Origin of the sequence: Nonomuraea maheshkhaliensis, from assembly GCF_039529435.1 — a bacterium.
Taxonomy (GTDB): domain Bacteria; phylum Actinomycetota; class Actinomycetes; order Streptosporangiales; family Streptosporangiaceae; genus Nonomuraea; species Nonomuraea maheshkhaliensis.
Map to the genome: position 1 here is coordinate 37,140 of NZ_BAAAMU010000067.1, position 23,280 is coordinate 60,419.

The following is a 23,280-nucleotide window of genomic DNA, read 5'->3' on the forward strand; positions in this document are numbered from 1 at the left end:
CGCCCTGGCGTGACCGCCTTTACATAGTAAGATGATCTCCATGCCCGCCAAGAGACCACCAGTGCCCCTCTCCCGCGAGCGCATCATCGAGGCCGCACTCCACATCGCCGACAGCCAGGGCCTGCGCCGCCTCACCATGCGCCGCCTGGGCGACGCCCTGGAGGTGGAGGCCATGGCCATCTACCACCACCTGCCACGCGGCAAGGAGGCGCTGATGGACGCCCTGGCCGAACACGTCACCACCGTCCACGTCGAGCGGGGCCCGACCTGGCAGGAGACGGCCAGGGCGTGGTGCCGGGCGGGCAGGGAGCTGCTGCGCGAGCATCCTGGCGTGCTGGCCCTGGCCCTGACCAAGCCGCCCAAGGGGGCGACCGCCATCGCCATCAGGGAGCAGACCGAGCAGCTCGCCGAGGGCGGTCTCGGCGACGCCCCGGAGGCCGTCAGGTCGCTGCGGGCATTCGTGTTCGGCAGCGTGGCCGTCGAGGTGCAGCAGTCCGGATGGGCCGACCCGGAGGTTGATGAATGGGTCAGGAGGGACGAAAGAGCCGATATCGACTTCGAGCGCGGGCTCGACGCTCTGCTCAAGGGATTGCAAACGTGATGCGCGTGTCGCGCTTGGCCCGTTATCCTGCATAAGGCACGCTGTGTCGAAGGTCACACGACCCGGGGATCCTCCTGTAACAGTCCGAACGGACTATGTCGGAACACGTGACACACATCGCACACTTGCCAGAACGAACACAACAACCCGAGCCGGCTCCCGACCCTCCAGCACGGGAGCGACCCACGAGATATCGGAGGCACGCCGATGTGCCCGCACGACCCGGCCTGTCCGGATGCCGAGGCGCCTGACCGCGAGGCGGCACGCACCCTGGCCTGCCACCCCGAACAGGGGTGGAGCCTGCTCTGCAACGGCGTCGTCCTGTTCGAGGACACCGGGGAGCTGCTTCCCAGCGGCACCGCCATCGCCCCGCACCGGCCCGCCGTCGGCGCCGCTTGACGCCTCCCCGCGAGGTCTGCGCCCGCGTCCGGCCTGACGCCTCAGGCGGGGTCCACACGCACGCGTCCCGCGAGATCCACGCCTACGCGTAGCGGACGATCCACTCCGCGACGACCTCGCCCACCCGGGCGGGGTCGCGTTTCAGCTCATGGCCCTCCCCAGGCAGCACCACCAGGCGCGCGGCGTCCCCGGCGTCGGGAACGCCGAACGGGTCGCGTTCCCCGTTCACCACCAGCACGTCCACGCCGGCGCCGCGCAGCTCATCGGCCCTCGACCGCTCAGGCCGCCCCGGCGGGTGCAGCGGGAAGGCCAGCGCCACCACCGCGGCGGCCCCGACGGCCTTGGCCGTCCGGCAGGCCACGCGGGCCCCGTTGCTCCGCCCGCCCTGCACGACCGGCAGCCCCGGCCGGGCCGCCCGCAGCTCGCCCAGGACGATCTCCCACGCCTCGTCCTGCCGCGCCGCCGAACCGGGAGCCCGAGCCCCCGCCACCCGGAACGCCTGCGTCACCCTGGCCACGCTCACCCCGGCTGCCACGGCCGCGTCGCGCACGGCCAGCAGGTCGGGGGCATCCACTCCCCCGCCCGATCCGTGGGTCAGCACCAGCAGCAGCCGCGCGTCCGCGACCTCGTCTACCTCGACCAGCGCCGGCCCTCTCGGGGTCATCACCTGCATGCCAGCACGGTACCTGGGGAGGATCGCGCACTAGACCTCAGGGCTGATGACGGCGCGGCGTGCGGCGGGAGATGATGCTGTCCATGTCAGACAAACGCCTCAGGGACGACCTGCGGGCCACGCTGGAGGCGCGCCGCGACCTCGGCCCCGACTACGAGGCGGCGCTTGTCGACTCGTTCATGGAGCGCCTCGACGCCACGATCGCCGCGCGGGTCCGGGCCGAGCTCGACCACCACGGCGCCACGCCGCGCAAGAGGGCGGGTCAGACGACCCCGCTGGTCCCGATCGCGCTGGGCTCGCTGGGCATCGGGGTTCCGCTCACGGCCATCGCGGGCACCACCGGAGGCGCGTTCGGGCTGCTGGTCGCGTGGATGGCGATCGTGCTGGTCAACGTGGCGGCGGCGGTGGCCGTCATGCGCCGCCCCTGACCTGCGGGCAGGCGGCGCGAGGTCAGGCGTCGCGCTGGTAGCGCAGGCGGACCTCCTCCGCCAGCGTCTCGTCCTCGTGTTCGAGCCCGTACGTCCACACCCGGCCCGCGTCGTCGTCGCGCCCGCGCAGCGGCAGGGTGCGGGCGAGCAGTTCGATGGCCAGCGCGCCGGTGCGCGGGTCGGCGCCGCCCTCGACGCTCTCGGCGAACTCGGCGCAGGCCAGCTCCAGATGCGCGATGCCGAGCTGGACCCGCAGGCCGGGCACCTCGTCGGCGGGGGCGAACTCCAGCGCCTCCAGCAGCACCTCGGCCGCCGGGCCCGGCTCCCCGTGCTCCAGCATCAGCTCGGCCAGCCGCTGCGCCGCCTGCGCGCCCATCTTGTCGTCGCCGGACTCGACCCCCGCGCGCACGGCGGCGCGCAACTCGTCACCGGCCTCCTCCAGGTTGCCCGCCTCGACCGCCAGCCGGGCCAGCGCGAGGTGGGCCAGCGGCACGTACGCGGCCGTGCCGACGCCGAGGACGGCCTGCCAGGCGGCCCTGGCCTGGTCGGCCCGGCCCTCCCGTTCGAAGCCCTGGGCCAGGTGACAGGCCGCCTGGGCGGCGTATTCGGGGTGCCCGGTGGCCAGGGCGGTCCTGGCTGCGGCCCTGGCCCGCTCGACGTCGCCGCGCTGCTCCAGCACCACGGCCAGGCCCACGGCGGCCTGCGCCCTGTCGGGCTCGGCGGGGTCGGCCGCGAGCCGGCTCAGGATGTCGGCCGCGGCGTCGAGGTCACCCTCCTCGGCCAGGCGGCGGGCGGTGTCGAGGGGCGGTGTCTCCAGCTCTGAGGACGTCAAGAGAGCTCCTTGGGGCGACGGTCGCACCGAAGCCTAACGACTTCTGACGATCATGTCTGCTCACTTGACGCGGAAGGACTGGCACCGGGGGTGACAGTCCTCCCACCTCGTCCGGCTCAGTCCTCGTACGCCTCCAGCGGAGGGCAGGAGCACACCAGGTTGCGGTCGCCGTAGGCCTGGTCGATGCGGCGCACCGGCACCCAGTACTTGCCGTCGCGCAGCGACGGCAGCGGGTAGGCGGCCTCGCCGCGCCCGTACGGGTGCGTCCACTCGTCGGCGCTGACCGACTCGGCCGTGTGGGGCGCGTTCCGCAGCGGGTTGTCGGTCCTGTCGTAGTCGCCGGAGGCGACCTTGGCGATCTCGGCCCTGATGGCGGCCATGGCGTCGGCGAAGCGGTCGAGCTCGGCGAGGTCCTCGCTCTCGGTCGGCTCGATCATGAGGGTCCCGGCGACGGGGAACGACATGGTCGGGGCGTGGAAGCCGTAGTCGATGAGCCGCTTGGCCACGTCGTCGACGGTGACGCCGGTCTCCTTGGTGATCTGGCGCAGGTCGATGATGCACTCGTGGGCGACCAGGCCGCCGCGGCCGGTGTAGAGGACCGGGTAGTGCGGGGCCAGCCGCCTGGCCAGGTAGTTCGCCGACAGGATGGCCTGCTCGGTGGCGGCGGTGAGCCCGTCGGCGCCCATCATCCTGACGTACGCCCACGAGATCGGCAGGATGCCGGCCGACCCGTACGGGGCCGCCGAGACGGGACCGACCGCGCTGCCGTCGTGCAGCGGGTGGCCCGGCAGGTAGGAGGCCAGGTGGGCGCGGACCGCGACCGGGCCGACGCCGGGGCCGCCGCCGCCGTGCGGGATGCAGAAGGTCTTGTGCAGGTTGAGGTGGGACACGTCGGCCCCGAACTCGCCCGGCTTGGCCAGGCCGACCAGGGCGTTGAGGTTGGCGCCGTCCACGTACACCTGGCCGCCGGCCTCGTGCACCTTGGCGCAGACCTCGGTGATGCTCTCCTCGTACACGCCGTGCGTGGACGGGTACGTCACCATGATCGCGGCCAGCGCGTCCCGGTGCTTGTCGATCTTGGCGTCGAGGTCGGCCAGGTCGATGTTGCCGTCGGAGTCGCAGGCCACGACGACGACCCGCATGCCGGCCATGACGGCGCTGGCGGCGTTGGTGCCGTGGGCCGAGGACGGGATGAGGCAGACGTCGCGCTCGCCCTGGCCCTGGTCGCGGTGGTAGGCGCGGATGGCCAGCAGCCCGGCGAACTCGCCCTGGGAGCCGGCGTTCGGCTGGAGGGAGACGGCGTCGTAGCCGGTCACCTCGGCCAGCCAGCCCTCCAGCGTGCCGATGAGCTCGCGGTAGCCCTCGGTCTGCCCGGCGGGCGCGTACGGGTGGATCGCGGCGAACTCGGGCCAGGTGATCGGCTCCATCTCGGTGGTCGCGTTCAGCTTCATCGTGCAGGAGCCGAGCGGGATCATGGAGCGGTCGAGCGCGATGTCCTTGTCCTGCAGTTTGCGCAGGTAGCGCAGCATCGCGGTCTCGGAGCGGTGGGCGTGGAAGACCGGGTGGGTCAGGTACGCGCTCTCGCGCAGGAGCTCGGCGGGCAGCGCGTCGGGGGTGTGCTCGGGCGCGGCCCCGCCGTCCGGGGAGATCCCGAAGGCGGCCCGCACGGCGGCCACCTCGGCGGCCCCGGTCTTCTCGTCGCAGGCGACGGAGACGTGGTCGTCGTCCACCCGCCAGAGGTTGACGCCCCGCTCGGCGGCGGCGGCCACGACCTCGGCGGCCCGGCCGGGCACGCGGGCGAGCACAGTGTCGAAGAACTCCTGGTGCACGATCTCCACGCCGCCCTCGCGCAGCCCGGCGGCCAGCGCGCCGGCGTGCCGGTGGACGCGGTGGGCGATGCGGCGCAGGCCCTCGGGGCCGTGGTAGACGGCGTACATGCCGGCGATGACGGCCAGCAGGACCTGGGCGGTGCAGATGTTGCTGGTGGCCTTCTCGCGGCGGATGTGCTGCTCGCGGGTCTGCAGGGCCAGGCGGTAGGCGGGGTCGCCGTCGGCGTCCACCGACACGCCCACCAGGCGGCCGGGGAGCTGGCGCTGCAGCCCCTCGCGTACGGACATGTAGGCGGCGTGCGGCCCGCCGAACCCGAACGGCACGCCGAAGCGCTGCGATGAGCCGATGGCGATGTCGGCGCCCAGCTCGCCGGGGGCGGCGATGAGCGTCAGGGCCAGCAGGTCGGCGGCGGCCACGACCAGCGCGCCGGCCTCGTGGGCGGCGGCGGCCACGGCGCGGAAGTCGCGCAGCCGGCCCGAGGCGCCGGGGTACTGCACGAGCACGCCGAAGCTTTCGGGCAGCTCGCCGTCGAGCGGGTGCTCCACCAGCGTGATGCCGAGCGGCTCGGCCCTGGTGGCGAGCACGGCCTTGGTCTGGGGCAGCGCGTCGGCGTCCACCACGAACACGGAGCTCTTGGACTTGCCCGCCCGGCGGGCCAGCGTCATGGCCTCGGCGGCGGCGGTGGCCTCGTCCAGCAGGGACGCGCCCGAGACGGGCAGGCCGGTGAGGTCGGAGACGACGGTCTGGAAGTTCAGCAGCGCCTCCAGGCGCCCCTGCGAGATCTCCGGCTGGTACGGCGTGTAGGCGGTGTACCAGCCCGGGTTCTCCAGCAGGTTGCGGCGGATGACGGCGGGCGTGACGGTGTCGTAGTAGCCCAGGCCGATCATCGAGGTGAGCACGCGGTTGCGCCCGGCCAGGGCGCGCAGCTCGGCGACGGCCTCGGCCTCGCCGATCGCGGCGGGCAGCTTGAGGCGGTCCTTGACCCTGATGGACTCGGGCACGGCCACCGCCACCAGATCCGCCACGGACTCGAAGCCCACGGCTTCGAGCATGCGCTGCTGCTCGGACTCCGACGGGCCGATGTGCCTGGACGAGAACGGCGGAGCTGACAGATCGGTCATGGGTGTGCCTCCCGAGGCTGTGGAGACCGGCGCCAGGGCGCGGGCGAGTGCCGGATCTCCCCCTCTGTCAGCGCGGCCGCACGACGTACGTGCTACCGCGACCTGAGAGCTTCACCCCCGGTGGGGCTTGCACCGTCGGTGAGGCGCCCCTGGCGGGAGCGCCTGCTTTCCAGAGTCGCCTCGCCCGAGCGGTACAGGATGCCTGAGAGATTCCGGGGAGGGTTGCTCCTTCGGCGCCCCGGTGCCGCGATGGGCCCGGGGACTCTCCCGCACGGGGTCGTCAGCCTTGCTGTCCTAGATTACACCGCTACGCCCCATTAGCCGGTCATCGGACCGTCGCGTGCGTGTTCCCTGGGGATTCAGCGCTCCCAGGCGCCTTCCCGGGAGGTGGTCGCGGGGCCCCGCGCTCCCAGGGGCCTTGCGCGTCTTACCGGGGATCGGAGTCCCCTCGTCCGGCATCCCGGCCCTCGTGGAGCCGGGTGCCCTCAGCCGGTGCGGCGGGCGCGTCGCCTGCGGGCCAGCTCGTCAGCGGGATGGTCGGCCGGGACGGTGTCCTCGACCGCCGCGCGTTCCCCCGGCAGCTCCGCGAGGGAGCCCTCGACCTCACGCCAGACCCGGCCGAGCGCGATGCCGAACACGCCCTGGCCGCCCTGGAGCAGGTCGATCACCTCGTCGGCCGAGGTGCACTCGTAGACGCTGACGCCGTCGCTCATGAGCGTGATCTGCGCGAGGTCACCGACCCCGCGGTCACGCAGGTGCTGCACGGCCGTGCGGATCTGCTGCAGCGACACTCCGGTGTCGAGCAGCCGCTTGACGACCTTGAGCACCAGGATGTCGCGGAAGCTGTAGAGCCGCTGGGAGCCCGAGCCCTGCGCGGCTCTTATCGTGGGCTCCACCAGACCGGTGCGCGCCCAGTAGTCGAGCTGCCTGTAGGTGATGCCGGCCGCCGCACAGGCCGTCGGCCCGCGGTATCCGATGTCACCCGGCAGCGTCCTGGGTTGCTGGTCGAAGAGCAGACCCTGCTCTCCGGCACGCTGCCGCGCGCTCTCGCGCCGTACCGGATCTTCCTGGCCGGCCGTCTTTCCCTCGCCGCTGCTGACCGCCACGCGGACCTCCGGCTTTCTCTCATCCCGTGGCCTGATCTGGGGGTTCGTAAAGGGCGACCACGGGTTTCACTTGCACCGTAGGACCGTGACCATGCGCAGTCAACGATCCGGCTCGGCGCGTCGTGAAGCGTAAATGCACTGAAATACCTACCCCGCCCTGCCGAAGTCCTCGGGAGTGATCGTGTCAAGGAACTCCCTGAACTTCTCCACCTCGTCCTCCTGGTCGTCCGGGATGATGACCCCGGCTTCCTGGACGACCTCCTCGCTGGCGAAGATGCGGGCCCCGGTGCGCAGCGCGAGCGCGATCGAGTCGGACGGCCGCGCGCTCACCTCCACGCCGTTGGAGAAGACCAGGTCGGCGAAGAAGATGCCGTCACGCAGGGCGACGATGTTGACCGCGCGCAGCCCGACGCCGAGCGCGCTCAGCACGTCTCTGAACAGGTCATGGGTGAGGGGCCGCGGCGGCGGCTCCTCCGCCTGGGCCAGCGCGATGGCGGTGGCCTCGGTCATGCCAATCCATATCGGAAGAAACCGCTCCCCGTGTGCCTCCTTGAGCAAGACGATCGGCTGATTAGTGGGCATTTCAACTCGAACGCCCACGACCTCCATCTGCAACACGGGCTGCTCCGTATTCCTGACCGGTCACCCGGCACAGCTCTTCGGTCATCACTTCTGCTGACATGGCTTCTTCAATTCAACGTAACACCCGGCAGGCCTCGAATGTGCCCGCGCCTGGCAGCTCGCGACGCTCTCAACGCCCCAGGACCGAACGGACGCCCGTGCGTACAAGGGATGCGTGCAGGTCGAGCAGCAGCGCGGTCAATTCCCTGGCGGCTTCGTCGGCCTCGCCGATGGCGCCGGGGGCGCGCCGTTTGAGTATCGGGGCGACGGTCTGCTCGACGAGCCCGGCCTCGCGCTCGGCCGCGGCCTTGACCGCCCGCAGGTGGCGGGCGTGCAGGCCGAACTGGGACAGGGCGCCCACGGCGCGGGCCACCTTGAGCGCCTCCTCGTCGTAGCGCCTGGCCACGGGCACGAGCAGGCCGTAGTCCTCCAGCTCGGCGAGCGTCTCCTCGTCGATCTCGGCGGCCTCGAGCAGCTCGGCCCGGTCGAGCCTGACCTCCTGCGTCTGCCGGACCTCGCGTGGCCGGCCGAAGCTCTCGGCCATCCGGTCCTTGATCACCCGCAGCGGGAGGTAGTGGTCGCGCTGCTCGGTGAGGATGAAGCGCAGCTGCTCCACGTGGAGGTGGGTGAACTTGCGGTAGCCGGAGGGGCTGCGCTCCGGCTCGATCAGCCCCTCGCCCTCCAGAAACCTGATCTTGGAGATCGTGACATCGGGGAACTCGCCCTGCAGGAGCGCGAGCACCTCCCCGATGCTCATGTGCGACCGTGCCGCCTGAGAACTCACGCGACCGCCTCCCGTGGCCGCGGGCGTGCGGAGGCCGTGTCCATGGGTCTCTCGCTCCGCCCGCTCATACCCCGGAGTTGCCTCGCATCAGGAAGACGAGGCGGAACTTGCCGATCTGCACCTCGTCTCCGGAGTGCAGGGGGACCTCCTCGATGCGCTCCCTGTTGACGTAGGTGCCGTTGAGGCTGCCCACGTCGCGCACGGAGAACTGGCCGCCGCGGTGGCGGTAGAACTCGACGTGGCGGCGGGAGACGGTGATGTCGTCGAGGAAGATGTCGCTCTCCGGATGGCGCCCCGTGGTGGTCAGCTCCTTGTCCAGCCGGAACCGGCTGCCCTGGTTGGGGCCCCTGGTGACGGTGAGCAACGCCGTGCCGGGCGGCAGCTGCTCGACCAGCGCCCGCTCGGCCAGGAGCATGTCGCCTGTCTCAGCCTCGTACGCCTCTATTCCCGCGACGGAGATCGTCGACGTGGTGTCCCCGGAGACCTCGGGCCTGGTCAGCGGTGACCCACAGCGGGAACAGAAACGGGCATCCTCGGGGTTGGCGTGCCCGCACTGCGTGCAGTAGACGCTCGGCATCGATCGGCTCGGCCTCCTACCGCGAAGACGCGGCGACGGTGCTCTGGGGCGCGCCTCGCTTCGCTATTTCAAGTTTGCGAATGCCGCAACTTACGCTGATCAGCGGCAAAGGTCAAGGCGGGGCGCTGCACGTTGGTTCGGACGCAGACAAAGTTACCGCCGCCCCCGCCCCGTGGTCCATGCCGCCGCGCGTTTCTACATTACGATCTTGCGGCACTCTCCGCGCACATCATCGGCAAAGCCTTTCCGATCACGTTCCGTGACCGGGCCGGCCCGCCGCCTGCTCCACGATGCGGGCCCAGCGTTCGAGCAGCGTCTGGGCGCCGTCCACGTCGCCGGCCTCCGCCCACAGGTCGGTGACGGGCTCGGCGGCGGCGGGCAGCACCAGCACCCAGCTCCCGTCGTCGTGCGCCACGCGCACGCCGTCGGTGGTGTCGACGCGGCGGCCGTCGGGCTCGGCCTCGGCCGCCTCCATGACCGAGCGCATGACGGCGCCCTTGGCCGCCCACGGCGTGGGGACCGTCCGGCGCAGCAGCTTCACCTCGGGGATCCGCGCGTCGATCTGGCTGAGCGACAGGCGGGTGCGGGCCACCAGCCCGAGCAGGCGCATGAACGCGGCCAGCCCGTCGATGGCCGGGCTGAACTCGGGCACCACGAAGCCGCCGCGCCCGTCGGCGGCGAAGATCATGTCGGGGCCGGCGGCGGCGGAGGTCAGGGCGTCGAGCGCGGTGGAGGTCCACTGCACCTGGACGCCGTGGAAGCGGCAGACCTGCTCGGCGACCCTGGTCGTGGTGACCGGCAGCGCCACCTGGCCGCCCCTGCGCTCGGCCGCCACCAGGTCGAGCACGACGAGCAGGGCGCGTTCCTCGTCGATGAGCTGGCCCTGCTCGTCCACCAGGGCGATGCGCTCGCCGACCGGGTCGAAGCGCACGCCGAACGCCGCCCGCGAGGAGCCGACCAGCTCGGACAGGCGCTGCAGGTCGCGGCGGCGCCCGGCCAGCGTCTCGGTGGGCGAGACGTCGTCCAGGCGGGCGTTGACGGTGAGCACCTCGACGCCCACCCGGCCGAGCAGCGTCGGCAGCACCAGCGAGGAGGTGCCGCCCGCGCAGTCCACCACCACCTTCATGTCCTTGACGCCGGCCACGCCGACGTGGCGCAGCAGCTCGTGGGTGTAGTCCTCGACGGCCCTGGCCGGATAGGTGAGCTCGGCGATCTCGCCGGGGAAGGCGCGGCGGAACTCCTGCCGGGAGAAGACGCGCTCCAGCTTGCGCTGGGCCGCCGGGGGCAGGTCGGCGCCGCGGCCGTCCATGATGACGATGTCCACGCTCTGCGGGTCGCCCGGGGTGGTGCGCAGCGCGATGCCGCCGGCGGCCGACTCGCGGGCGGTGTGGAAGCGGGCCACGGGCAGCGGGGCGGCCTCCAGGTCGAGGACGTTGATGGCCCCGGCGGTGAGGGCGCCGATGACGGCGCGCTTGAGCGCCCTGGCGGCCAGCGAGCAGTCGCGGGAGGTGACGACGTGCTCGCCCTTCTTCAGCGTGGTGGCGTACGCGCTGGCCAGGCGGACGCACAGCTCGGCGGTGATCTCGACGTTGACCAGGCCGCTGACGCCCCTGGGGCCGAACAGGTTGCGCTGGCCGCGCGACTCCCAGATGACGCTGGTGTTGACGACCGCGCCGGCCTCGATGGTCTTGAACGGGTACACCTTGACGCCGCTGGAGACGTACGCCTCCGCCTCGATGACGCATTCGTCGCCGACGACCGCGTTCTCCTCGATGCGGGCTCCGGCCATCACGTCGGTGCTCTTGCCGATGACGCAGCCGCGCAGGTGGGCGCCGGGGCCGAGGTAGACGTTGTCGTGGACGACCGCGCGGTGCAGGAAGGCGCCCTCGCGGACGACGGCGTTGTTGCCGAGCACGGTGTACTCGCGCAGCTCCGCGCCCGCCTCGACCTTGGCGTACGAGCCGATCAGCAGCGGGCCCTTGAGCACGGCGTCGGGGTCGACCGAGGCCGAGTCGGCCACCCAGACGCCCGGGGACAGCTCGAACCCGGCGATGTCCAGCCTGACCCTGCCCGACAGGGCGTCCGCCTGAGCCTTGAGGTAGCTCTCGTGGGTGCCGACGTCCTCCCAGTAGCCGTCGGCGACGTAGCCGTAGATGGGGGCGCCGCGCTCCAGGAGGGCGGGGAAGACGTCCGAGGACCAGTCGACGGGCTCGCCTGACGCGACGGCGTCGAGGACCTCGGGCTCCATGACGTAGATGCCGGTGTTGACGGTGTCGGAGAAGACCTGGCCCCAGGTGGGCTTCTCCAGGAAGCGCTGGACGCGGCCCTCCTCGTCCACGATGATGATGCCGAATTCGAGAGGGTTGGGGACCCGTTTCAGACCGATCGTCACTAATGCCTGATTTTCTCGGTGGAATCGCACCATGTCTGATAAATCGATATCAGTCAGGGCGTCGCCGGAGATCACCAGGAATCGATCGTCGCGCAGGCGGTCGGCGGCGTTCTTGACGCTGCCGGCGGTGCCGAGGGGGAGGTCCTCCGTGGCGTACTGGAGGCTCATGCCGAGCTCGTCGCCGTCGCCGAAGTAGTTGCGCACGAGGGCGGCCAGGAACTGCAGCGTGACCACCGTCTCGGTGACGCCGTGCCGCTTGAGCAGGCGCAGCACGTGTTCCATGATCGGGCGGTTGGCCACGGGGAGCAGGGGTTTGGGCTGGTTGGCGGTCATCGGACGCAGCCGAGTGCCCTCCCCGCCCGCCATGACGACCGCCCTCACCCGATCACCCCTTCTTGGCCGCGCTTACCAGCCGCCGCACCTGTATCCCGTACAGCACCCCCGCCCACCAGTACAGGCCCGTGCCCCAGAGCGCGAAGGCCCACCCGACAATTCGGGCTATATCGGCATACCACCCAGTGTGGGAGGCGAGGAAGAGCAGAGGGAAGGCGTACATGAGGTTGAACATGGCCGCCTTGCCCAGAAAATGCACTTGAAGTGCCTTGTACCCATGTTTGCGAAGTACAGGAAAGAAACTCGCGACGAAGAGTTCGCGCGCGAGGATGACGATCACCAGCCACCACGGGATCACCTCGCGCAGCAGCAGGGCGAGGATGGTGGCGAAGACGTAGAGCTTGTCCGCGGCCGGGTCGATGATCCGGCCGAGCCTGCTGATCTGGTTGAACGCGCGGGCGATCTTTCCGTCGAGCCAGTCGGTGAACCCGGCCACCGCGAGGATCCCGATGGCCCATCCGTCCGCCTTGGGCCCGAGAACCAGCCAGAGGAACACGGGGACGCCGAGGAGGCGCAGGAAGCTCAGCAGGTTGGGAACCGTCCAGATCCGGTCCTCGGCGGAAGTTTCGCTCACGCAGGAGACCCTACTGCGTGGAACTCCAACGCAGCGGCCCCGCTCACACCCACTCTCCCCACCCTGCCCGCCCCCTGGTCACACGGCCGAACCGGTTCTGGGACGGGCCGGGTGGCCGGGCGCGGCCAGGCGATCGAGCCCGGCCGGACGGTCGGCCAGGTCTCGGACGTCCAGGCACAGCCGGGTGGTCAGGTGTGTGGCCAGGCGGTCGGGGGTCCCACCAGACGGCCGGATACGCGCAGGCGGTCAACCACCGCTGCACGGTCGGGCACGGCTGGGCGGTCAGGTGGCGCTGAGCGGCCGGATGCGTCAACGGGCGGTCAGGTGCGGAGGAAGGCGTGGGTGCGGCCGGCGATCTCGAAGCCGAGGCTCGTGTAGAAGTGGCGGGGCCAGTCGTCGGCGTCGGCCAGCAGGAAGATCAGCTCCGCCTCGGCCGCCTCGGCGAGCAGGGCGTGCATCAGGACCCTCGCGTAGCCCTGGCCGCGGTGCGGCTCGGCGGTGAAGACGCTCTCGATCTGGGCGACGCCGCCGTGGACGTACAGGTCGGCCCTGGTGGCGATGTCGCCGCCGGGGGCGCGCACGCCACGGAAGCCGACCGTGGCGGCACCCAGCAGCCGCGCCTCCGCCCGCCGGGCGAGTGCGTCGATCGTCTCGTCGGACGCCTCGGGCAGCGACTCCCTCCAGTCGCGCCGCAACACCCCCACCACCTCTTCCAGTCCGAGCACCTCAACCGGCGGAGGCCCGGCTGAGGACACTGCCTGGGATGCGGCCTGGGGCGCCGTCGGGGGCGCCGCGGAGAAGGCGGCCGGGGACGCCGCCCGGGACGCGGGTGAAGGCGTGGCTGGGGGCGGGGTGGCGGGGATCGGGCCGTGGAAGGTCATGACCAGGTTGGTCTCGTGGGTCCAGCCGGCGGCGGTGAAGGCGGGGGCGCAGGATGTGCCGAGCCGGTCGTCGTCGACGCACACCAGCCGGTGCCCGCGCGTCGCGAGCGCCTCGTCGGCCGTCGCCATCAGCAGTCCGGCGGCCCGTTCCAGGTCGTCGCCCGGGGCCTCGCGGATGATGAGCCTGTTGTCGTCGTACGAGCCGGGGTAACGATCGTCCAGGACCGCGAAGCCGCCCGGCACCGGCCGCACCACCGGCGCCCTGCGGCGAGCGAAGCCGTGCAGGAAGGCGACGGCGCGTGCCAGGTCGCCGGCCGCGCCCCCGCGATCGAGGGCGGGGCCCCTGGCGAGCTCATCCACGCGTCCGCCGCACCTCCCCCAGAAACTCCTCGATCAGGCCGGAGTCCTTCACGCCCGGCGCGCTCTCCACGCCGCTGGACACGTCGACCCCCCAGGGCCGCGCGGCCTCGATCGCCTCGGCCACGTTGGCCGGAGCGAGGCCGCCCGCCAGCATCCACTGCCCGGAGGGGCGGCCGCGCACCGCCGCCCAGTCCCACGGCAGGCCGGAGCCCGCCTGGGGGGCGTCGACGATGAGCAGGTCTTCGTCGTAGGCGCCGCAGCGCAGGTCGGCCTGGGCGTCCACGGCCCTGATCAGGCCGGCGCCGAGGTCCTTCAGCGCGGTGAAGTCGCCGTGGGGGTGGTTTCCGTGCAGCTGGACGGCCCGCACGCCGGAGGTCAGCGCCGCGGCCCTGACCGTCTCGGGGTCCTCGCCGCGGAACACGCCCACGGTGAGCACATGGCCGGGGACGAGCGCGGCCAGCTCCGCCGCGCGCTCGGGCGAGACGCGGCGGGAGCTGCGGGTCATGACGAACCCGATGGCGTCGGCGCCGGCCCGCACGGCGGTGGCCACGTGTTCCGGCTCGCTCAGTCCGCAGATCTTCACATACACGTCTCCGACTCTAGCGGCGGCGGGCCGCCACCGGGAGCGCGCCGGTCAGCCGGTGGGGCCGCCGCGGGGCGGGCGTACGGGGCGGAAGGCGGCGTCCACCAGGCCGATGCGGTGGGCGACGACGGCGGCCTGGATCCGGTTGCGCAGGCCCAGTTTGTCCATGGCGGCGGCGATGTGGGTCTTGACCGTGGTGACGCCGACGTGCAGCTCCTCGGCGATCTCGGCGTTGGACAGGCCGGTGCCGACCAGGGCGAGGACCTCCAGCTCGCGCTCGGTCAGCCCGGGCGGCGCGGAGGGGGCGGCGGCCTGCTCCTCGGCGGCCAGGAAGCGCTCGACGACCCGGCGCAGCACGGAGGGCGCGAGCAGCTGCTCACCGGCCGCCGCCCGGCGCACGGCGTCCACCATGCGCTCGGGGTCGTCGTCCTTGACCAGGAAGCCGACCGCGCCGGCGCGCAGCGCGGCGTAGACGTTGCCGTCCTCGGCGAACGTGGTCAGCACCACGACCCTGGTGCCGGGCCGGGCCGCGAGCACCCGCCTGATGGCCTCGAGCCCGTCCACCCTGGGCATGCGCAGGTCCATCAGGATGACGTCGGGCAGGTGCCGCTCGGACAGGCGGACGGCCTCGGCGCCGTCCTCGGCCTCGGCCACCACCTCCATGTCCCCCGTGGCCTGCAGCAGCATGCGCACGCCCGCGCGGACGAGCGCCTGGTCGTCGGCCACCAGCACGCGGATCACGCCGCGTTCCCCTGCGGCAGGCGGGTGGGCAGGTGGGCGGCCAGCAGCCAGCCTCCCTCGCCGTCGGGGCCGGCGCTGAGGGTGCCGCCGACGGTGCGCACCCGCTCGCGCATGCCGGCCAGGCCACGCCCGGACGAGGGCAGCCGCTCGATCGCGGTCGGCGGGCGGCCGTTGCGGATCTCCACGTCCAGCCCTTCTTCCCCGGGGGACACGGTTACGCGGACCCGGGTGCCGGGGCCTGCGTGTTTGAGCACGTTGGTCAGTCCTTCCTGAACGATGCGGGCCGCTGAGGTGCGGGCGATGAGCGGGGCCTGGTCGGTCGCCGGGTCGAGGTCGAGGTCCACGAGCAGGCCCGCGGCGGCCATGCGTTCGGCGGACTCGCGTACGACGTCGGCGGGGTTGGCCAGCAGGTCGGGCTGCCGCTCGGGGTCGCGCAGCAGGTCGAGCAGGTCGCGCAGGTCCTGCAGCACCTGGTGGCCGGTCTCGCGGATGTCGTTGAGCGCGTCGGCGACGGGACCGTCGGGCGCGGTGTAGCGGGCGGCGCTGGCCCGCAGCACCATCGCGCCGACGTGGTGGGCCACGATGTCGTGCACGTCGCGGGCGATGCGCTCGCGCTCGGCGAGCTGGTCGGCGCGCACCTGCGCGACCGCGGCGCGGGCGGCCTCCTCGGCGCGCAGCCGTTCGGAGGCGACGGCGGCGCGGCGCATGCCCAGGTAGCGGCCGATCGCGATGGGAGTGGCGACGAGCGTCAGCAGGATGCCGACGCGGAAGCCGGTGATCTCGGTGTCGTCGCCGACGACGGCGATGGAGCTGAGCAGGCAGCCGGTCAGGTACGCGGCCAGCGTCCAGGCCCACGACACCACGCGCATGGCGAACACCCCGATGGCGATGAGGGTGAGGATCAGGCACGTACCGACCGCCTCGTTGAGGTAGATGTCAGCCGAGACGAGCAGAATGCCCTGGAGGGTGAAGACCAGGCCGGGCCACCTTCTGGCGATGCCCAGCGACAGCCCGCCCACCACGGCCAGCAGCCCCACCACCCAGACGGGCTGGGTGCCGGAGTGCCAGCTGGTCCAGGTGCTGAGCACGGTGATCGCGACTCCGCCCGCGGCCAGCAGCGCGTCAGGGGTGACGTCTCTCTCGTCGAGGCGCTCGGCCGAGCTGCGCAGATATGCTCCGAGCACGGCGGGGAAGACGGGCAGCAGCACGGAGTACATCCACATGTTGCCGGTGAGGGCGATGCCGGGGTCGGCGATGTTGAAGGCGGTCGCGAAGATCGTGGCGATCACGGCCAGGGCGGTGGAGCGCACCGGCGCGCTGTATCCCGCCACTCCCAGCGCCACGCAGACGAGGATCTGCGCCGTGTTGGAGGTGAAGGAGCCGAGCTGGTCGGTGACGGCCAGGACGACGGCCAGATAGAGGGAGACGGCCACGGGGCGGCGGCGGACGAGGCCCATGGGCAGCCCGACGAGCAGCGCCATGAGGAGGTTCGTCTCCATGGGCAGATGTTCGGTGTCGCCCGCGTTCGCCGTGGTCAGCAGATCGAGACCCACTCCAGAGGCCGCGAGCAGGACATCAAGCGGCACACCGCGCCAACGCATGGAACACACCGTATAGGCCCCGTGTGAGCTGCTGATCCTCCGCGCGGAGGACACCGCCTCCTCCAAGTGGCCGCAGCTCCGCCCCGAGGGGGGAGCGTTCATGCCCTCCAGTAGCCTAGGTTCGGGTCATGTCCAACGACACCGCACTCTTCCTCGGCCAGTTTCTGCGCTCCCCCGGAACCGTCGGCGCGCTCGCGCCCAGTTCGCGGTGGCTGGCGTCGGCCGTCTGCGCGCCGATCCCCGAGCGGGGCGAGCCGATCGTGGTGGAACTCGGGCCGGGCACGGGCTCGTTCACGGTGGAGATCCAGCAGCGGCTGGGCGGGCGGGGCCACCATCTGGCCGTGGAGCTGAACGAGGCGATGGCCACGTTGCTGGCCGAGCGCTTCCCCACGGTGGACGTGGTCAACGACAGCGCCTCCCGGCTGTGTGAGCTGCTCGGCGAGCGCGGGCTGCGCCGGGCCGACGTGGTGGTGAGCGGGCTGCCGTGGGCGGCCTTTCCCCAGCAGTTGCAGCACGAGTTGCTGAGTGCGGTGACGGATGCGATGAACCCTGGGGCGGCTTTCACCACGTTCTCCTACATTCACGCCATTCCGCTGAGTTCGGCGCGGCGGTTCCGCGCGCTGCTGGCGGAGCGGTTCGAGGAGGTCGTGCAGGGGCGTACGGTGTGGCGCAACACCCCGCCGGCCTTCGTCTTCCACGCCCGCCGCCCCCGCTGACGGGCGACGCGCGGGTGTTCGGCGGGAAGGCACGGGGTGGCCGGCCGCCCGATCGGCGCCTGGATCGGACGGGCCGCGCCTCTTGACCGGGGAGCTCCTGCTCAACCCCTCGTGACGCGGACGCTCGGACCGCCCCGCGGCTCTGCACCGGCTCTCAGGCCGGGTCGCCCGCCCTGTCGCGGCGGGCGTACGTGCTCCTGGCCTCCTCCCCGTAGTCCCGCGGACCACCGGCGACCGCACCAGCCGCCGGCAGGCGCCGGCTCCCTCCGCCCGGGCTGCGTTCTCGGCCTCGGCGGACGGGGCCGCGGCCTCCCGATGCCGGAGCCTCGGCAGGTCCACCCCCCTGTGGTCCTCCATGGGCTCCCGCTACCCGGGGCTCGGGCAAGCACACCAGGCTCAGCCGAACGCGGGCGGCCGCTTCTCGCGCAGCGCGCGCACTCCCTCGGCCGCGTCGGGGCCGGTGAAGCCGAGGAACTCCATCGCGAGGGACGCGTCGAAGGACGGCCCGGCCAGGCGCAGCCAGTTGTTGAGCGAGTATTTGGTGAGCCTGATCGCCTCGGGTGACCCGGCGGCGAGCCTGACGGCGATCTCCATCGCCTTGTCGTGCACCTCGTCGTCGTCCACGCAGAGACTGACCAGGCCCATCCGCTCGGCCTCCGCGCCCGTCATGGGCTCGCACAGCAGCAGGTGGTATTTCGCCTTGGCCAGCCCGCACAGCAGCGGCCAGACGATCGCGGCGTGGTCGCCGGCCGCGACGCCGAGCCTGGTGTGGCCGTCGATGATCCGCGCGGTACGGCCGGCGACGGAGATGTCGGCCAGCAGCGCGACCGCGAGCCCGGCGCCCACGGCGGGGCCCTGGATGGCGGAGACGATCGGCTTGGAGCAGTTGAGCACGTTGTAGACGATGTCGCGGGCCTCGGCGAACACGCGCAGCCTGGTGGCGTGGTCGCGCATCATGTCCTCGATCATGGACAGGTCGCCGCCGGCCGAGAACGCCCGGCCCTCTCCCCTGATCAGGACGGCCCTGACGGAGTCGTCGCGGTCGGCGTCGCGCCAGACCTCGCCCAGCTCGCGGTGGGCGGTGGCGTCGACGGCGTTGAGCTTGCCCGGCTCGCTGATGGTGATGCGCAGAACGCCCTCGGCGGGAGTGTCGAGCAGCAGCTTGTCGTAGGCGTCCCTCACAGCCGCTCCCCCGTCGTCGCCGTCATGATCGCTCCCCCGCTCGCGATGTCTTTCGTGATGTCGGCCGGTATGGACTCAGAACGACGCGCGCAGCCGTTCCGCCACGTAGTCGCCAGCCTCGACGGCCTGGTCGAACAGACCGGGCAGGACGAAGAAGCCGTGCACCATGCCGTCGTACCTGCGCATTTCGACCGGCACGCCGGCCTCGGCCAGCCGGGCGGCGTAGCTCTCGCCCTCGTCCCTGAGCACGTCGTACTCGGCGGTCACGACGGTGGCGGGCGCGAGGCCGGTGACGTCGGGCAGGCGCAGCGGCGACAGGCGGGGGTCGGCCGGGTCGGTGCCCGCGGCGTACTGCTCGGCGAACCAGGCCATGTCGGCGGCGTCGAGACCGAGGCCCTTGGCGTTTTCGGTGTAGCTGGGGGTGTCCATGGCGACGTCGAGCACCGGGTAGACGAGCACCTGGTGGGCCAGGGTGAGGCCGGCGTCGCGGGCCTGCCAGGCGGCCACGGCGGCCAGGTTGCCGCCGGCGCTGTCGCCGATCACGGCGACGCTGCCGTTGCTCTGGTAGAAGGCGGGCCGGGCGAAGATGTCGCGCACCACGGTCCACGCGTCGTCGGCGGCGGCGGGGAACGGATCTTCCGGAGCCAGCCGGTAGTCGACCGACACGACCACGGCGCCGGTGCCGATGGCCAGGCCGCGGCCGGTCGCGTCGTTGCGCTTGACGCTGCCGAAGACCCAGCCGCCGCCGTGGAAGTAGACCACGACGGGCAGCGGGCCGTCGCCCGGGTCGGCGCGGTAGATGCGGATGGGCACGTCGCCGACCCGCTCGTCACGGACGAACGGCAGCTTCGTCAGCGGCCCTCGGTGGGGCGCCAGGAGGTCCTGCTCACGCATTTCGCGGATCTCGGCGGGGCTGAGCGAGGACAGGCCGGCACCGGCGACCGACGAGTTCTGGGCGACGAAGTCCCGCGCCTGGGGGTGCAGCGGCATGATCGCAGCCTACCGGGCCGCCTCCATGAACGCATCGAAGAGCCGATTGTCCTCACCCCGCTCGGGATGCCACTGCACCCCCACCCCGAAGCGGTGTCCCTGCAGTTCCACGCCCTCCACGATCTGGTCCTCGGCCCAGGCCACGGCCAGCAGGCCGGTGCCGAGGCGGCGTACGGACTGGTGGTGCGGCGCGCTCACCTCGATCCGGTCGCCGACGGCCTTGCCGAGCTTGCTGGAGACGCTGACCTGGATCGTGTGGACGGCGCCGGGGACGGCGTGGCGGTCGCTGTCGAGCACCTCGGGCAGCCAGGGGATCAGCGTGCCGCCCTGGGCGACGTTGAGCACGTGCATGCCCCTGGAGATGGCCAGGATGGGCACGTCGGCGCGGATGGCGGCCCTGGCGACGGCCAGTTCGAACCGGTCGCGGTGGCTCTGCGGCTCGGCGACGTGCTCGTCCTGCTCGCCGTTGTAGGTGTCGGCGCCGAGTTCGACGCCGCCGGCCAGGACGATGCCCCGCAGGCCGCGTACGTAGTCGTCCACGGCGTGCGGGCCGAGCGGCGGCAGCACCACGGGCGCGCCTCCCGCCCGGATGACCGCCTTGGCGTAGGAGGGTGGGGACACCACGGCCTCGCGCACCCAGTCACCCCAGCGCGCGGCTTCGAAGTAGGCGGTGATGCCGATGAGCGGACGGGACATGCGATCTCCAGGGTGCAGGGTGGAGTTCGGGCGGCTGTCAGCCGGTTCGAGATGACGGCCACTTGCCCCATCATGGCGCACTCCCTTTCCGACATGTCACCCCTCCCCGAGATCCCTGCCCGTCACTTGCCTCCGGCGGCCGCCGGAGGACGGCCCGCGGCGGCCCGGGCGGGGCGTCCGTCCCCGGCTTCGCGGAAATCCCCGGAAACGACCTTTCCCGGGCCACGGAAGGCGAATATTAATTTCATTCATCTTGGCCATCCGAAAATCCCGTGCGGCCGGACGCGGAGAATCACGAAACCACTACAGGTAGTTCCGCTTCGCACCGTATCGGGGGAAACGGTTGTGAGGGGTCATCGGTGGTGTAACACTCGAATTCGAGCGCACGGACGTGCCGGGGCCTGTCCCGCGCTCGTGACCCGGAACCGTCAGGGAGGTGAACGACGAAAGCCGGAACGCGTTTCCGGTCAAGGGGTGGGGTTGGATATATGTCGTTGAATCCGCGCCTGGTAAAAGAGAGTTTCTCCGTCATCGAGCCGGTGGCCGACAAGGCCACGGCCTACTTCTACGGCCGGTTGTTCGCCGAGAACCCGCACCTGCGCGGGATGTTCCCGCCCGCCATGGACGTGCAGCGGGACCGGCTGTTCAGCTCGTTGGTCCGGATCGTCTGGAGCCTGGACAGCCCGGACGGGCTGGCGGGCTTCCTCGGGCAACTCGGGAGGGACCATCGAAAGTACGGCGTCATCGCCGAGCACTACACGGCCGTGGGCAACGCCCTGCTGGCCACGATCAGGCGCTTCGCCGCCGACATCTGGAACCACGAGATCGAGGCGGCCTGGGTGTCGGCGTACTCGGCGGCGGCCAACCTGATGATCGGGGCGGCCGAGTCGGACGCCGGCGTCTCCCCGGCCTGGTGGCTGGCCGAGGTCGTCGATCACGAGCGGCGGCACCGCGACATCGCGGTGCCCACGCTGCGGCCGACGCAGCGGCTGCCGTACACGCCGGGCCAGTACGTGAGCGTGCAGACCGCGCGCTGGCCGCGCGTGTGGCGCACGTTCTCGATCGCGAACGCGCCGCGCCCGGACAACACGATCACCCTGCACGTCCGCTCCGTGCCCGGCGGCTGGGTCTCGACCGCGCTGATCAGGCACACCAAGGTCGGCGACACGCTGATGCTGGGCCCGCCCATGGGCACGATGACGCCGCGCGAGAACAGCGTGCGCGACGTGCTGTGCGTGGCCGGCGGCACCGGGCTGGCACCGCTCAAGGCGATCGTGGAGTCCATCATCTCCTCGGGACGCCGTCCCGCCATCCACCTGATGTACGGGGCTCGCAGCGCCGACGAGCTGTACGACCTGCCCGACCTGATCAGGCTGGAGTCGTCGTTCCCCTGGCTGCGGGTGCTGCCGGTGGTGTCGGGCCAGCCCGGCTACGAGGGCATGCGCGGCCATCTGCCCGAGGTGACGCAGCGCCTGCGCTCCTGGAGCGACCACGACGTGTACGTGTGCGGCCCGGCCGCCATGGTCAACGAGACCGTGCGCCGTCTCCAGGGGAACGGCGTGCCCCTGGTCCGCATCCACCGGGACGTCGCCCACGCCGAACGATGAGCCCTCCGGGGCCGGAAGTGTCCCATTTCTTGATCGGGAGGTTGACAGCAGGGGGTCGGGCGGTGCCATCTGGATGGGACACGCCAAGTGGAGGTGGACTGTGCCAGCCCCCGCCCGGCGCCGAGGAATCGGCGGACTCGTCCCCGTCATCGAAGTGGCCGTCCTCATCGCGGCCCTGCTCGCCGTTCCCGTTCCCGTTCGCGCCGACGACGGGGCAGGCGTCCCGCTGACCGAGCTCGGCGCCGACACCGCCGACGACACCGCCGACGACGGCGCGGGCCAGCGCGGCACGCAGGCCGGATCGGACACCTTCCAGTGGGGCTCGACCATCGTGGCGGCGCAGCAGTCGGGCCGCTTCCACGACGCGGGCGCGTCGGGGATCGCCTTCGCGACCTCCGCCGACAACGGCGCCACCTGGGCGAAGGGGCTGTTACCCGGGCTGACGACGCCGGGCGGCGGGCCGTACGCGCGGGTCAGCGACCCGTCGGTGGCCTTCGACGCCCGGCACGGCGTGTGGCTGATCGCCTCGCTGGCACTGTCGGACGCGGGCGGGCTCACCGGGGCGGCGGTGCTGACCAGCCGCTCGGCCGACGGGGTGACCTGGGACAGACCGGTGACGACCGCCGTGGCGGGCGGAGGCGACCTGGACAAGCCGTGGATCGTCTGCGACAACGGCGCGCAAAGCCCGTTCCGTGGCCGCTGCCACGTCCTGTACGACGACCACGCCGACGGCAACGCGATCCACCTGGCCCGTTCCTCCGACGGCGGCCTGAGCTGGGAGGTCACGGGCACGTCCGCCACGGGGATCGGCGGGCAGCCGGTGGTGCGGCCGAACGGGGCCGTGGTGGTCCCGTACCTGGGCAACGACGGCCGGATCCGCTCGGTCCGCTCCCGCGACGGCGGGGCGAGCTGGGAGGAGAGCGTGCTGGTCGCGGAGACGCAGCGGCACGCGGTGGCGGGCGGGTTACGGGCCGCGCCGCTGCCGTCGGCGGAGACCGACGCGAGCGGCGCCGTGTACGTCGCCTGGCACGACTGCCGCTTCCAGACCGACTGCGGCGGCAACGACATCGTGCTGAGCCGCTCGGCCACCGGCGCCTCGTGGAGCGAGGCCGCCCGGGTCGCCGCCTACGGGGGCGACCACTTCATCCCCGGCCTGGGCGTGGACCGCGAGAGCGCGGGCGACCAGGCCAGGCTCGCGCTCGTGTACTACCGCTACCCCGAGGCCCTCTGCACGCCCGCGACCTGCCGCCTCACGGTCGCCTACACCTCCTCCTCCAACGGCGGGGCGAGCTGGTCGCCGCCGCTGGAGCTGGCCGGGCCGATGTCGCCCGGCTGGCTGGCCGCCACCGCGGACGGCCGGATGGCGGGCGACTACCTCTCGGTCTCGATCGTTCCCGGCGGCAGCGCCTTCCCGGCGTTCGCCGTGGCGGCGGCGCCGGCGGGCGGCGTGCTCGACGTCCGCACGCACACCGTCACGGGCGGCCTGCCGATCATGAGCGGCGACCCGCCGACCGTGGCCAGGGCGGCGGCCATCGCCTCGGGCGACCCCCACCCGGCCCTCCCCCCGACGGCCCGCTGACCCGGGCGCGGGG

22 protein-coding genes and 1 riboswitch are annotated in these 23,280 nt (G+C 72.2%); of the genes, 6 read left to right on the forward strand and 16 right to left on the reverse strand.

All coding sequences use genetic code 11. The features are described from left to right. The first annotated feature begins 40 nt into the window (after positions 1-40). Together ABFX54_RS34955 and ABFX54_RS34960 are read left to right on the forward strand one after the other, a co-directional pair. On the forward strand, positions 41-601 hold the full coding sequence (locus tag ABFX54_RS34955) for a TetR/AcrR family transcriptional regulator C-terminal domain-containing protein (protein ID WP_346110930.1): 561 nt from the start codon (positions 41-43) through the stop codon (positions 599-601). A gap of 207 nt (positions 602-808) precedes the next feature. Then, positions 809-1,000, forward strand: a complete 192-nt coding sequence (locus ABFX54_RS34960; RefSeq protein ID WP_106237625.1) for a DUF5999 family protein — start codon at positions 809-811, stop codon at positions 998-1,000. An 82-nt stretch (positions 1,001-1,082) separates the two neighbouring features. On the opposite strand, the gene ABFX54_RS34965 is transcribed toward ABFX54_RS34960, so the two are convergent. Next, positions 1,083-1,673, reverse strand: a complete 591-nt coding sequence (locus ABFX54_RS34965; RefSeq protein WP_346110931.1) for an alpha/beta hydrolase family protein — start codon at positions 1,671-1,673, stop codon at positions 1,083-1,085. Between the two features lie 83 nt (positions 1,674-1,756). On the opposite strand from ABFX54_RS34965, the gene ABFX54_RS34970 reads away from it, so the two are divergent. Continuing rightward, positions 1,757-2,101, forward strand: coding sequence for a hypothetical protein (locus ABFX54_RS34970; RefSeq protein ID WP_346110932.1), 345 nt, complete (start codon positions 1,757-1,759; stop codon positions 2,099-2,101). Between the two features lie 22 nt (positions 2,102-2,123). Here the strand turns inward: ABFX54_RS34970 and ABFX54_RS34975 are convergent, their stop codons facing one another. The 12 genes from ABFX54_RS34975 to ABFX54_RS35030 all read right to left on the reverse strand — a co-directional run bounded on the left by ABFX54_RS34975 (position 2,124) and on the right by ABFX54_RS35030 (position 16,497). Continuing rightward, entirely contained in the window at positions 2,124-2,933 is an 810-nt protein-coding gene (locus tag ABFX54_RS34975; protein WP_346110933.1) for a tetratricopeptide repeat protein, read from the reverse strand. A gap of 116 nt (positions 2,934-3,049) precedes the next feature. Continuing rightward, positions 3,050-5,884, reverse strand: a complete 2,835-nt coding sequence (gene gcvP, locus ABFX54_RS34980; RefSeq protein ID WP_346110934.1) for an aminomethyl-transferring glycine dehydrogenase — start codon at positions 5,882-5,884, stop codon at positions 3,050-3,052. Between the two features lie 179 nt (positions 5,885-6,063). Beyond that, positions 6,064-6,164: riboswitch (glycine riboswitch) on the reverse strand. Positions 6,165-6,369: 205 nt separating this feature from the next. Beyond that, positions 6,370-6,990, reverse strand: a complete 621-nt coding sequence (locus tag ABFX54_RS34985; protein ID WP_106237615.1) for a MerR family transcriptional regulator — start codon at positions 6,988-6,990, stop codon at positions 6,370-6,372. 147 nt (positions 6,991-7,137) lie between these two features. Then, positions 7,138-7,608, reverse strand: coding sequence for a bifunctional nuclease family protein (locus tag ABFX54_RS34990; RefSeq protein WP_090771501.1), 471 nt, complete (start codon positions 7,606-7,608; stop codon positions 7,138-7,140). A 133-nt stretch (positions 7,609-7,741) separates the two neighbouring features. Beyond that, complete coding sequence (gene ftsR, locus ABFX54_RS34995; RefSeq protein ID WP_346110936.1) at positions 7,742-8,368, reverse strand: transcriptional regulator FtsR; 627 nt, start codon at positions 8,366-8,368, stop codon at positions 7,742-7,744. 91 nt (positions 8,369-8,459) lie between these two features. Continuing rightward, complete coding sequence (locus ABFX54_RS35000) at positions 8,460-8,972, reverse strand: double zinc ribbon and FHA domain-containing protein (protein WP_346110937.1); 513 nt, start codon at positions 8,970-8,972, stop codon at positions 8,460-8,462. A 250-nt stretch (positions 8,973-9,222) separates the two neighbouring features. Then, entirely contained in the window at positions 9,223-11,745 is a 2,523-nt protein-coding gene (locus ABFX54_RS35005) for a sugar phosphate nucleotidyltransferase (RefSeq protein ID WP_346110938.1), read from the reverse strand. A 4-nt stretch (positions 11,746-11,749) separates the two neighbouring features. Continuing rightward, positions 11,750-12,331, reverse strand: a complete 582-nt coding sequence (gene clsA / locus ABFX54_RS35010) for a cardiolipin synthase ClsA (RefSeq protein ID WP_346110939.1) — start codon at positions 12,329-12,331, stop codon at positions 11,750-11,752. 320 nt (positions 12,332-12,651) lie between these two features. Beyond that, complete coding sequence (locus tag ABFX54_RS35015) at positions 12,652-13,572, reverse strand: GNAT family N-acetyltransferase (RefSeq protein WP_346110940.1); 921 nt, start codon at positions 13,570-13,572, stop codon at positions 12,652-12,654. After that, positions 13,565-14,161, reverse strand: a complete 597-nt coding sequence (locus ABFX54_RS35020; RefSeq protein ID WP_346110942.1) for a phosphoribosylanthranilate isomerase — start codon at positions 14,159-14,161, stop codon at positions 13,565-13,567. Before ABFX54_RS35020 ends, ABFX54_RS35015 begins: the two co-directional genes overlap by 8 nt. Positions 14,162-14,206: 45 nt before the next feature. Further along, positions 14,207-14,896: a response regulator gene (locus tag ABFX54_RS35025; protein WP_346110944.1), complete on the reverse strand. Its 690-nt coding sequence runs from the start codon at positions 14,894-14,896 to the stop codon at positions 14,207-14,209. After that, positions 14,893-16,497, reverse strand: coding sequence for a sensor histidine kinase (locus ABFX54_RS35030; RefSeq protein ID WP_346110945.1), 1,605 nt, complete (start codon positions 16,495-16,497; stop codon positions 14,893-14,895). Before ABFX54_RS35030 ends, ABFX54_RS35025 begins: the two co-directional genes overlap by 4 nt. A 128-nt stretch (positions 16,498-16,625) precedes the next feature. Here ABFX54_RS35030 and ABFX54_RS35035 point away from each other — a divergent pair, with 128 nt between their 5' ends. Beyond that, entirely contained in the window at positions 16,626-17,213 is a 588-nt protein-coding gene (locus ABFX54_RS35035) for a class I SAM-dependent methyltransferase (RefSeq protein WP_346110946.1), read from the forward strand. A 396-nt stretch (positions 17,214-17,609) separates the two neighbouring features. On the opposite strand, the gene ABFX54_RS35040 is transcribed toward ABFX54_RS35035, so the two are convergent. The 3 genes from ABFX54_RS35040 to ABFX54_RS35050 form a co-directional block, all read right to left on the reverse strand. Beyond that, a complete protein-coding gene (locus ABFX54_RS35040; protein ID WP_346110947.1) occupies positions 17,610-18,395 on the reverse strand; it encodes an enoyl-CoA hydratase/isomerase family protein in 786 nt (261 codons plus the stop codon). Between the two features lie 75 nt (positions 18,396-18,470). Next, positions 18,471-19,385, reverse strand: coding sequence for an alpha/beta hydrolase (locus ABFX54_RS35045; protein WP_346110948.1), 915 nt, complete (start codon positions 19,383-19,385; stop codon positions 18,471-18,473). Between the two features lie 9 nt (positions 19,386-19,394). Further along, the gene (locus ABFX54_RS35050) at positions 19,395-20,081 is read right to left on the reverse strand and encodes a gamma-glutamyl-gamma-aminobutyrate hydrolase family protein (RefSeq protein WP_346110949.1); all 687 of its coding nucleotides are present in this window, start codon (positions 20,079-20,081) and stop codon (positions 19,395-19,397) included. Between the two features lie 488 nt (positions 20,082-20,569). Here ABFX54_RS35050 and ABFX54_RS35055 point away from each other — a divergent pair, with 488 nt between their 5' ends. Then, on the forward strand, positions 20,570-21,688 hold the full coding sequence (locus tag ABFX54_RS35055) for a globin domain-containing protein (protein WP_346110950.1): 1,119 nt from the start codon (positions 20,570-20,572) through the stop codon (positions 21,686-21,688). 100 nt (positions 21,689-21,788) lie between these two features. Next, entirely contained in the window at positions 21,789-23,267 is a 1,479-nt protein-coding gene (locus tag ABFX54_RS35060) for a sialidase family protein (RefSeq protein ID WP_346110951.1), read from the forward strand. Positions 23,268-23,280: the final 13 nt, after the last annotated feature.